A 10,718-nucleotide genomic window follows, 5' to 3' on the forward strand; every position below is an offset into this window, starting at 1 on the left:
AACCCGCCAGGGCGTGAGACGTAGACCCGCCAGGGCTTGAGACATGGCTTGAGACATAGAGAGGCACCCTCATGAGCACCCTTCCCAAGGTCGCGTGGATCGGTCTCGGCATCATGGGTTCGCCCATGTCCGAGAACCTGATCAAGGCCGGGTACCAGGTCACGGGACACACCCTGGAGCAGGCCAAACTGGACCGGCTCAGCGCCGCCGGGGGCACGGCCGCCGGGTCGATCGCCGAGGCCGTCGCCGACGCCGACGTGATCGTGACGATGGTGCCCGCGTCCCCGCAGGTCGAGGCCGTCGCGTACGGGCCCGACGGCATCCTGGAGCACGCGAGGTCCGGGGCCCTGCTCATCGACATGTCCTCGATCACCCCGCAGACCTCCGTGGATCTGGCGCGGGCGGCCGGGGCGAAGGGCCTGCGGGTCCTGGACGCCCCCGTGTCCGGCGGTGAGGCGGGCGCGATCGAGGCCGTCCTGTCCATCATGGTCGGCGGCGAACAGGCCGACTTCGACGCGGCGAAGCCGCTGTTCGACGCGCTCGGCAAGACCGTCGTGCGCTGCGGCCCGCACGGCTCGGGCCAGACGGTGAAGGCCGCCAACCAGCTCATCGTCGCCGTGAACATCCAGGCGTGCGCCGAGGCCGTGGTCTTCCTGGAGAAGTCCGGCGTCGACCTCGGGGCCGCGCTGGACGTACTCAACGGCGGTCTGGCCGGGTCGACGGTACTCACCCGCAAGAAGGCCAACTTCCTGAACCGGGACTTCGCGCCGGGCTTCCGTATCGATCTGCACCACAAGGACATGGGCATCGTCACGGACGCCGCGCGCAATGTCGGCGCCCCGCTGCCGGTCGGCGCGGTCGTGGCGCAGCTCGTGGCCAGCCTGCGCGCGCAGGGCGACGGGGGCCTCGACCACTCGGCGCTGCTGCGGGCCGTGGAGCGGCTCGCCGGCACCCAGGTCTGACCGGATCCCCGGCCCCAAATCCCCCACCCCAGATTTCCGGGCCGCGGACGCGTCGACATCTGTCCTGTCGCGCCCAGGCGCCCCGCGGCCCGGATTCCCTCCTTCCCAACCCCCCCTCTCTCCTCTGATCTCTCCCGTACGGAAGGTCCTCTCCCCGAGATGACGCAGCGCGTGCTCACCACCGAGTCCGGTGCCCCGGTCGCCGACAACCAGAACTCCGCCACCGCCGGCGCGGGCGGCCCGCTCCTCCTCCAGGACCAGCACCTCCTGGAGAAGCTCGCCCGCTTCAACCGCGAGCGCATACCGGAGCGCGTGGTGCACGCGCGGGGCAGCGGTGCCTACGGCTACTTCGAGGTGACGGACGACGTCACGGATGTCACGTACGCCGACTTCCTGAGCGAGGTCGGGCTGCGGACCGAGGTGTTCCTGCGGTTCTCGACGGTGGCGGACAGCCTCGGTGGCGCGGACGCGGTGCGCGACCCGCGCGGATTCGCCGTCAAGTTCTATACACGGCAGGGCAATTACGACCTGGTCGGCAACAACACACCGGTGTTCTTCATCAAGGACCCGCTGAAGTTCCCGGACTTCATCCACTCGCAGAAGCGTGACCCGTTCACCGGCCGCCAGGAGCCGGACAACGTGTGGGACTTCTGGGCCCACGCCCCCGAGGCCACGCACCAGGTGACCTGGCTGATGGGCGACCGCGGCATCCCGGCCTCGTACCGGCACATGAACGGCTACGGCTCGCACACCTACCAGTGGACGAACGCCGACGGGGCAGCCTTCTTCGTGAAGTACCACTTCAAGACCAACCAGGGTGTCCGCTCGCTCTCCACCGAGCAGGCGCGGGAGCTGGCGGGCAAGGACCCTAACTCCCACCAGACCGATCTGCTCCAGGCCATCGAGCGGGGCATGCACCCGTCCTGGACGGTGTACGTGCAGGTGATGCCGGCGGCGGAGGCGGCCGGTTACCGTTTCAACCCGTTCGACCTGACGAAGGTGTGGCCGCACCAGGACCACCCGCTGCGGCGCGTGGGCCGGCTGGTCCTGGACCGTAACCCGGACAACGTGTTCGCGGAGGTCGAGCAGGCCGCGTTCTCGCCGAACAACTTCGTGCCCGGCATCGGCCCTTCGCCGGACAAGATGCTCCAGGGTCGCCTCTTCGCCTACGCGGACGCCCACCGCTACCGTCTCGGCGTCAACCACACCCAGCTCGCGGTGAACGCGCCGAGGGCGACGACCGCCGAGAACTACGGCCGGGACGGCCTGATGGCGTCCCACGCCCACCCGCGCGACCGCAAGAACTACGAGCCCAACTCGTACGCGGGCCCGGTCGAGACGGGCCGCCCCCTGTCGGCGCCGGTCGCCGTCACCGGCTGGACGGGCACCCACGCGGCACCGGCCCACCCCAAGGACGACGACTTCTTCCAGGCGGGCGAGTTGTACCGGCTGATGTCGGACGACGAGCGGTCCCGGCTGGTGGCGAACATCGCGGGCGGCCTGGCTCAGGTCTCGCGCGAGGACGTCGTCGAGAGGAACCTCGCCCACTTCCACGCGGCGGACGCCGAGTACGGCAAGCGCGTGGAGGAGGCGGTCCACGCGCTGCGCGAGGACTGAACTCCCGGACCGCGCACGGGAGTCGACGGCTGGTCGGCTCCCCTGCGCGCCGGCCCGTGTCCCGGACCCGGCTGAGGGGTGGTCCGGCGGTACGGGCCCGGTGAGGACCGCGGCGGCTCGTGAGCCAGTGCGGTGGTGAAGGCGCCGGTGCCCTGCTCGACCTGAGGGCAGGACACCGGAGGCCGTCGCGACCGCCGCGGTCCGACCAGCCGCGAGCGCCGGGTACGGACGATCCCGTACCCGGCGCTCTCCCGCGTGCGCCCGGCGGCTCCGCCAGGTCGGGCGCCGCCGGGTCAGCGCACCTTCTCGCCCGCCGCGAGGCGCGCGACCATCCGCTCCAGACGGGCCGCCCGGGTCTTCCCGGTCTTCGCCGTCATCAGCCGCAGCACGACCAGATAGCGGTCCGACTTGCCGAGCGCGTCGAAGGTCCGCCGCGCGGCCGGTGCGGCGCTCAGCGCCTCCTCCAGGTCGGGCGGGACGGTGGCGGTGGCCTGGGGCGCGTAGGCGGCGGCCCAGCGGCCGTCCGCCTGGGCCGCCTCGACCTCGGCGAGCCCCGACGGCCGCATCCGGCCCGCGGCCCGCAGCGCCTCGACCTTGTCGACGTTGACCTGCGACCAGGTGCCGCGCGGGCGGCGCGGGGTGATCTTCTGGAGGTAGTACGTGGCGTCGTACGCGCGGCGCTGCCCGTCGATCCAGCCGAAGCAGAGATTCGCCTCGTGGACCTCGCCGATGGTCACCGACTCCACACCCGACGCCTTCTTCGCGAGTTTCAGCCAGATGCCCTTGCTGTCCGCGTGGTGGCGCTCCAGCCACTCCTCCAGCGCGGCCGGGCCCGTGAAGGCGAGAACCGCCGCCCCGTCCGGCGACTCGGTCCCACCGCCCGCCGCCTCTGTCCCCTTACCCGTCCCCGTCCCCGTCATCGGTACGACCCCCTTCGTCCGGTTCCTGCATGGCCGGTTCACGCTATCCGAGGCGGGGCCGGAAAGGGGCCGGCCCGGTACGCCGAAGGGCCGTCCACCCCGCTCGGGTGGACGGCTCATCGGAACCCCGTCGGACGGTTTTCGCCCGGCCGGTCAGACCTTCAGGGTCCTGTCAGACCTTCAGGGTCCTGATGGACGTCGGCGCGTGCCACGGTTCGGTGGCGATCTCCTCGAACTCGGTGACGTCGCTGATGTCCGCGGTGCGGCTCATCGAGATGTTGGTGATCCGTTCGAGGATCGCCTCGACCACGACCGGCACCCGGTAGCGGGCCGCGAGCTTCTTGGCCTCCTCGAAGGCGGCGCCGAGTTCGTTCGGGTCGGTGACCCGGATCGCCTTGCAGCCCAGGCCCTCGGCGACCTTGACGTGGTCGACGCCGTAGACGCCCAGCTCGGGCGAGTTGATGTTCTCGAATTCGAGGTTGACCTCGAAGTTGATGTCGAGTCCGAGCTGCGCCTGCCGGATCAGGCCGAGATAGGAGTTGTTGACGAGCACATGGACGTACGGGATGCGGTGCTGGGCGCCGACGGCCAGCTCCTCGATCATGAACTGGAAGTCGTAGTCGCCGGAGAGCGCGACGACCGGGCTCTGCGGGTCGGCGGTGGCGACGCCCAGGGCGGCCGGGATGGTCCAGCCGAGCGGGCCCGCCTGGCCGCAGTTGATCCAGTGCCGGGGCCGGAACACGTGCAGCATCTGGGCGCCGGCGATCTGCGAGAGTCCGATCGTGGTGACGTACCGCGTCTCGGGGCCGAACGCCTTGTTCATCTCCTCGTACACGCGCTGCGGCTTGATGGGGATGTCGTCGAAGTGGGTGCGGCGCTGGAGCGTGGCCTTGCGCTCGCCGGTGGACGCGATCCACGCGGACCGGTCGGGCAGCCTGCCCTCGGCCTTCAGCTCCCGCGCGACCCGCACGAAGAGTTCCAGGGCTGCCTTGGCGTCCGAGGCGATTCCGTAGTCCGGGGCGAAGATCTTGCCGATCTGGGTCGGTTCGATGTCGACGTGCACGAACTTACGGCCGCGTGTGTAGACGTCGAGCTTGTAGCCGGTGTGGCGGTTGGCCCAGCGGTTGCCGATGCCGAGGACGAAGTCGGACTCCAGGAAGGTCGCGTTGCCGTAGCGGTGCGAGGTCTGGAGGCCGACCATCCCGGCGTTCAGCTCGTGGTCGTCGGGGACGGCGCCCCAGCCCATCAGGGTGGGGATGACCGGCGTTCCGGTCAGCTCCGCGAACTCGACCAGCAGGTCGGACGCGTCGGCGTTGATGATCCCGCCGCCCGCGACGATCAGCGGACGCTCGGACTCAAGGAGCAGCGAGAGCGCCTTCTCGATCTGGGCGCGGCTCGCCACCGGCCGGTACACGGGCAGCGGCTCGTAGGTCTCCGGGTCGAACTCGATCTCCGTGAGCTGCACATCGGTCGGCAGATCGATCAGGACGGGACCGGGCCGGCCGGAGCGCATCAGGTGGAACGCCTGCTGGAAGACGCCCGGGACCTGCGCGGCCTCCAGGACCGTCACGGCCATCTTGGTCACCGGCGCCGCGATCGACGCGATGTCGACGGCCTGGAAGTCCTCCTTGTGGATCACATGGGTCGGCGCCTGGCCCGTGATGCAGAGGATCGGGATGGAGTCGCCGGTCGCCGAGTACAGCCCGGTGATCATGTCGGTCCCCGCGGGTCCCGACGTACCGATGCAGACACCGATGTTGCCGGGGTGCGTACGGGTGTACCCCTCGGCCATGTGCGAGGCGCCCTCGACATGGCGGGCGAGGGTGTGCGCGATGCCGCCGCCCTCCTTGAGCGCCTTGTAGAAGGGGTTGATGGCCGCGCCCGGCACACCGAACGCGTGGGCGACGCCCTCCCGCTTGAGGATCTCAACTGCCGCGCGGGCAGCGGTCATACGAGCCATGGAGTACTCCTGCTTCGGCTGTCGGATTCAGGCTCCCGTCGCGCCCCGCGGCAAGCCCTCACCCTCTCTTTTCCACATTGCGGAAATCATGTTCTGCTATATGGAATCAATGTAGGGACCGGTGCCAGGAGCGTCAAGAGAGCCGAAACCCGGGCGGGGGCCGCGCGGGAGGAGGACGATGAGGGGACCTGCCCGTGACCTCCGGCTCATGCCGAACCGCTCAGTCGAACCGCTCAGCCGAACCGCCCTGGGAGAACCGATGGCCGAGACCGTGCCGGTGCGGTGTCCCGACTGCCGGCGCGAGCACGCGTACGCCGCCACGGCCCTCCCCTGCCCCTGCGGCGCCCCGATCGTGCCGCCGCTGGTCCCGGGCGCGCCCCCGCTGCGCGTGACCCACCGGATCTGGGCCGACGACTGGGTGACCGTGCGGTGCCGGGCGTGCGGGCGCGAGGACCAGTGGCCGAGCCCCGAGCTGGGCTGCTCCTGCGGCACACTCCTGCGCATTCCGGTACGGGAGACGGCGGACCCGGAACCGGCCGGTGTCCCCCCGCACGTACCGCCGCATGTACCGCCGCCGGCGCTCGCGCCGGTCCCGCGCCCCGCCTTCCAGCCGGTGGCGGTGCGGACCGCGCGGGACGCGGTGATCGTCGCCGCCCTCTATCTGCGCTGGCTGGGCTGGCGCGAGATCCGCCAGGCCGACAGCCCGCCCCCGTCCGGCGTCGCCCTCACCGCACCGGGCGTCATCGCCCTGGTCGCACCCACCGTGCTCCCCGTCTCGCCCCGGGACGTGGAATGCCTCTGGCTCACGGCCACGACGGAAGGCGCGACGTGCATGTGCTTCTCCCTGGCGGGCTACGAGGAGGACGCCCGAACCCGCGCCGACACCCTGTCGATCCCCCTCTTCACCATCGACCTGACGGGAACCCCGCAGCCCCTCAACACCCCTGCGGACGAGCTGAATTCAACGGGCGCGTGAACTCCCGTACCGCCACACTGACCCCATGAAGCGAACCCCCACCCTGATGGCGCTCGCCTGCGCCGCGACGCTCGCCGCCGTCGCGTCGGGCTGCACCTCGGACGACCGCCCCGAGCCCAGGACCACGCGGGGCGGCGCCGCCGAGCCGGACGGGGCCTCGATCGCGCCGTCCGGGGACAGCCGTCGGCTGGCCGACCGCTATCGCGCGGCCGGAGGAGACTCCCAGGTGCACGGCATCCGGCACGCGAAGGGCGAGGACGGCGTCCACCTGACCGTGTGGACCGACGAGAAGAGCGGCTACCTGCCGTTCGAGGACTTCGCCACCGGCCTGGCGTCCTTCCTGACCGGCGAAGGAGTGCGCCTGGACCAGGGCTACCTCCTCGCTGTGTACGGTCCGGGCGGCAAGCTGCTGCACAGGTACGACACCACCGGGGCGCACAGCTCCTGACCGCCGGTCACGAACCCGGTCGCTGTTCCCCGTACGTCTCCCGGAGTTCGATCTTCCGGACCTTTCCGCTGACCGTCATCGGGAAGGTGTCCAGGATGCGGAGGGCGGTGGGGATCTTGAAGTGGGCGAGCCGGTCGTGGCAGTACGCGCGCAGTTCGTCCAGCGTCACCGGGTCCTCGGGGTCGCGGGGGATGACGCAGGCCAGGACCGCCTCGCCGTAGCGCTCGTCAGGGACGCCGACCACCTGGACGTCGGCGATCTTCGGGTGCCCGTACAGGAATTCCTCGATCTCGCGTGGGTAGATGTTCTCGCCGCCCCGGATGATCATGTCCTTGATGCGGCCGACGATCTGGACGTAGCCGTCGTCGCGCATGACCGCGAGGTCGCCGGTGTGCATCCAGCGGCCCGCGTCGATCGCCTCGGCCGTCCTCGCGGGATCGCCCCAGTAGCCGAGCATCACGCTGTAGCCCCGGGTGCACAGCTCGCCCGACGTGCCGCGCGGCACGGTGGTTCCGTCGACAGGGTCCACCACCTTGACCTCGATGTGCGGCAGCGCGCGGCCGACCGTGCCGGTGCGGCGCTCCAGATCGTCGTCGCGGCGGGTCTGCGTCGACACGGGCGAGGTCTCGGTCATGCCGTAACAGATGGACACCTCGGCCATGTGCATCTCGGCGACCACCCGTTTCATCACCTCGACCGGGCAGGGCGAGCCCGCCATGATGCCGGTGCGCAGCGACGACAGGTCGTACGCCGCGAAGTCGGGCAGGTTCAGCTCCGCGATGAACATCGTCGGCACCCCGTACAGCGAGGTGCAGCGCTCCTGCTGTACGGCGCGGAGGGTGGCCGCCGGGTCGAAGGACGGCGCGGGGATGACGACGCACGCGCCGTGCGAGGTGGCCGCCAGATTCCCCATGACCATGCCGAAGCAGTGGTAGAAGGGCACCGGCACACAGATCCGGTCGCGCTCGTCGTAGCCGACCGTACGGCCCACCCAGTAGCCGTTGTTGAGGATGTTGTGGTGCGAGAGCGTGGCGCCCTTCGGGAAGCCGGTGGTGCCCGAGGTGTACTGGAGATTGATCGGGTCGTCGCAGCTCAACTCGGCCTGACGTGCGGTCAGTTCAGCGGTCAGTTCAGCGGTCAGTTCCGGTGTGCCGGCGGCCGTCAGGTCGTCCCAGGACGGGTCGCCGATGAACACCGTCCCGCGCAGGTCGGGGCAGCGTTCGCGGACCTCCTGGACGAGGGCGCGGTAGTCCGTCCCCTTGTGGCCGGTCGACGCGACGAGCAGCGACACCCCGGCCTGCCGCAGCACGTACTCCACCTCGTGCGCGCGATACGCCGGGTTGATGTTGACCAGGATCGCGCCGATGCGGGCGGTCGCGTACTGGACGAGGACCCACTCCGGGCAGTTGACCGCCCAGATCCCGACCCGGTCCCCCTTGAGCACCCCGCGCGCGAGCAGCGCACGGGCCAGCCGGTCCACGTCGGCGCCGAACTCGGCGTACGTCCAGCGGCGCCCCGACGGCATGTCCACGAGGGCGTCCCGGTCCGGGAACGCGGCCACCGCGCGGTCGAGGTCGCGCCCGACGGTGTCGCCGAGGAGGGGGGTGGTGCTGGTGCCGTGGGTGTACGACAGTTCGGGGGCGGCCCCCGTATCGGCGGCCGGGGTCGCGGTCACCGGAAGTCCTCCTCGCGGTACTCATCGGCCGACCCGCGCGCCGTCGCCTCGCGCAGCTCGATCCGGCGGATCTTGCCGGACACCGTCTTGGGCAGCTCCCCGAACTCCAGGCGCCGGATGCGCTTGTAGGGCGCGAGGACGCTCCGCGCGTGCTCGAAGAGGAGCTTCGCCGTGTCGGGACCCGGCGCGTACCCCTCGGCGAGCACGATGTACGCCTTCGGGACCGCGAGGCGCAGCGGATCGGGCGCCGGGACGACGGCGGCCTCGGCCACCGCCTCGTGCTCAAGGAGCGCGCTCTCCAGCTCGAACGGCGAAATCTTGTAGTCGGAGGCTTTGAAGACGTCGTCGGAGCGGCCCACGTAGGTGATGTATCCGTCGGCGTCCCGGGAGCCGATGTCACCCGTCCGGTAGTACCCGCCCTCCATCGCCTCGGCGGTCCGCTCCGGATCCCCGTGGTAGCCGGTCATCAGGCCGACGGGGCGCGTGGACAGATCGAGGGAGATCTCGCCCTCGTCGGCGCCGGGCTCGCCGGTCACCGGGTCGAGCAGGACGACCCGGTAGCCGGGGCTGGGGCGGCCCATGGACCCGGTCTTCAGCTCCTGCCCGGGGCTGTTGGACACCTGCACGGCCGTCTCGGTCTGCCCGAAACCGTCCCGGATGGTGACGCCCCAGGCCCGCCGGACCTGCTCGATGACCTCGGGGTTCAGCGGCTCCCCGGCGGCGACGACCTCGCGCGGCGGGGTCCTCAGCCCGCTCAGATCGGCCTGGATGAGCATCCGCCACACGGTCGGCGGGGCGCAGAAGGTGGTGACGCCCGACCGGTCCATCTCGGCCATCAGCCGGGCCGCGTCGAACCGTGTGTAGTTGTGGATGAAGACGGTCGCCTCGGCGTTCCACGGCGCGAACAGGTTCGACCAGGCGTGTTTGGCCCAGCCGGGCGACGAGATGTTGAGATGGACGTCACCGGGGCGCAGCCCGATCCAGTACATAGTCGCCAAGTGGCCGACGGGATACGACACATGGGTGTGCTCGACCAGTTTCGGCCGGGCGGTGGTCCCGGAGGTGAAGTAGAGCATCAGCGGATCGTCGGCCCGGGTCGGACCGTCCGGCGTGAACTCCGCCGACGCCTCGTACGCGTCTTCGTAGGCGAGCCAGCCCGGCAGGTCACCGCCGTCCCCGCCGTCCCCGCCGACCGCGATCCGGGTGTAGTCACCGGGCACGTCGTCGAACTTGGCGGCGTCCGCGGCCCGCACGATCACATGGCGGACCCGGCCGCGCTCCACCCGGTCGCGCAGATCGGCGGGGCCGAGCAGCGGGGTCGCCGGGATGACCACGGCCCGCAGCTTCATCGCGGCGAGCGCGGTCTCCCACAGCTCGGTCTGGTTGCCGAGCATCACGAGGATGCGGTCACCGGCGGCGACACCCTGGTCCCGCAGCCAGTTCGCGGCGCGGTCCGAGTACGCGGCCATCTCGGCGAAGGTCCGCACGGCCCGTGAGCCGTCCTCCTCCACGATGTGCAGCGCCTCGGCGTCGTTGCCGCGCGCAATGGTGTCGAACCAGTCGAGCGCCCAGTTGAACAGCTCGGGCCGCGGCCAGGCGAAGCCCTCGTACGCGGCCGGGTAGTCCGTGCGGTGTCGCAGCAGGAAGTCCCGCGCGGCGCGGAACTCCTCGGTGGCGCTCGTCGTCATGTGTCCTCCAGGTTGCGGGACCCCCTGCCTACCATCGTGGGATCCGTGACGTGGGTCTCACCACCCCCGGAAGGGGGTACGGCGGGAGAGCGGGAGAGGAGCGGGCCTGTGGAGACGAACGGCACCGAGACGGTGGAAATGCGGACGGCGCTGCTGCGGATGCGGCGCACGTCGGGGCTGCCGGTGGCCTTCGGCGGTCTGGTCGAGACGGGCGGCCGGCCGATAAGGGAGTACGGCGGGAGAGCGGGAGAAGAGCGGGCCTGTGGAGACGAACGGCACCGAGACGGTGGAAATGCGGACCGCACTGCTGCGACTGCGGCGCGCGTCGGGACTGCCGGTGGCCTTCGGCGGTCTGGTCGAGACGGGCGGCCGACCGATAAGGGAGTACGGCGGGAGAGCGGGAGAAGAGCGGGCCTGTGGAGACGAACGGCACCGAGACGGTGGAAATGCGGACCGCACTGCTGCGACTGCG

8 protein-coding genes are annotated in these 10,718 nt (G+C 70.8%); 4 read left to right on the forward strand and 4 right to left on the reverse strand.

The window, feature by feature from the left end; genetic code table 11:
* Positions 1-71 precede the first annotated feature (71 nt).
* Both ACIQNU_RS38440 and ACIQNU_RS38445 read left to right on the forward strand, forming a co-directional pair.
* Positions 72-962, forward strand: a complete 891-nt coding sequence (locus ACIQNU_RS38440; RefSeq protein WP_401375680.1) for a 2-hydroxy-3-oxopropionate reductase — start codon at positions 72-74, stop codon at positions 960-962.
* A gap of 159 nt (positions 963-1,121) precedes the next feature.
* Positions 1,122-2,579: a catalase gene (locus ACIQNU_RS38445; protein ID WP_401375683.1), complete on the forward strand. Its 1,458-nt coding sequence runs from the start codon at positions 1,122-1,124 to the stop codon at positions 2,577-2,579.
* A gap of 293 nt (positions 2,580-2,872) precedes the next feature.
* On the opposite strand, the gene ACIQNU_RS38450 is transcribed toward ACIQNU_RS38445, so the two are convergent.
* Positions 2,873-3,499, reverse strand: a complete 627-nt coding sequence (locus tag ACIQNU_RS38450) for a YdeI family protein (protein ID WP_401375686.1) — start codon at positions 3,497-3,499, stop codon at positions 2,873-2,875.
* Between the two features lie 172 nt (positions 3,500-3,671).
* Positions 3,672-5,450, reverse strand: coding sequence for a glyoxylate carboligase (gene gcl / locus ACIQNU_RS38455; protein WP_401375743.1), 1,779 nt, complete (start codon positions 5,448-5,450; stop codon positions 3,672-3,674).
* A gap of 268 nt (positions 5,451-5,718) precedes the next feature.
* Between gcl and ACIQNU_RS38460 the strand changes: the two genes are divergently transcribed.
* The gene (locus ACIQNU_RS38460) at positions 5,719-6,435 is read left to right on the forward strand and encodes a hypothetical protein (protein WP_401375688.1); all 717 of its coding nucleotides are present in this window, start codon (positions 5,719-5,721) and stop codon (positions 6,433-6,435) included.
* A 25-nt stretch (positions 6,436-6,460) separates the two neighbouring features.
* Complete coding sequence (locus ACIQNU_RS38465) at positions 6,461-6,883, forward strand: hypothetical protein (RefSeq protein ID WP_401375691.1); 423 nt, start codon at positions 6,461-6,463, stop codon at positions 6,881-6,883.
* Positions 6,884-6,890: 7 nt separating this feature from the next.
* On the opposite strand, the gene ACIQNU_RS38470 is transcribed toward ACIQNU_RS38465, so the two are convergent.
* A complete protein-coding gene (locus tag ACIQNU_RS38470) occupies positions 6,891-8,558 on the reverse strand; it encodes an AMP-binding protein (protein WP_401375694.1) in 1,668 nt (555 codons plus the stop codon).
* Positions 8,555-10,246 (reverse strand): AMP-binding protein, encoded by a 1,692-nt coding sequence (locus tag ACIQNU_RS38475; protein ID WP_401375697.1) that lies wholly within the window; start codon positions 10,244-10,246, stop codon positions 8,555-8,557. The genes ACIQNU_RS38470 and ACIQNU_RS38475 overlap by 4 nt, the downstream gene beginning before the upstream one ends.
* Positions 10,247-10,718 lie beyond the last annotated feature (472 nt).

It is taken from the genome of Streptomyces sp. NPDC091292, from assembly GCF_044757265.1.
Lineage (GTDB): Bacteria > Actinomycetota > Actinomycetes > Streptomycetales > Streptomycetaceae > Streptomyces.

Excerpts from the sequence above, each read along its gene's own strand:
- ACIQNU_RS38475 (WP_401375697.1), bottom strand. The coding sequence starts at position 10,246 with ATGACGACGAGCGCCACCGAGGAGTTCCGCGCCGCGCGGGACTTCCTG.
- gcl (WP_401375743.1), bottom strand. The coding sequence starts at position 5,450 with ATGACCGCTGCCCGCGCGGCAGTTGAGATCCTCAAGCGGGAGGGCGTC.
- ACIQNU_RS38440 (WP_401375680.1), top strand. The coding sequence starts at position 72 with ATGAGCACCCTTCCCAAGGTCGCGTGGATCGGTCTCGGCATCATGGGT.
- ACIQNU_RS38460 (WP_401375688.1), top strand. The coding sequence starts at position 5,719 with ATGGCCGAGACCGTGCCGGTGCGGTGTCCCGACTGCCGGCGCGAGCAC.
- ACIQNU_RS38445 (WP_401375683.1), top strand. The coding sequence starts at position 1,122 with ATGACGCAGCGCGTGCTCACCACCGAGTCCGGTGCCCCGGTCGCCGAC.
- ACIQNU_RS38465 (WP_401375691.1), top strand. The coding sequence starts at position 6,461 with ATGAAGCGAACCCCCACCCTGATGGCGCTCGCCTGCGCCGCGACGCTC.
- ACIQNU_RS38450 (WP_401375686.1), bottom strand. The coding sequence starts at position 3,499 with ATGACGGGGACGGGGACGGGTAAGGGGACAGAGGCGGCGGGCGGTGGG.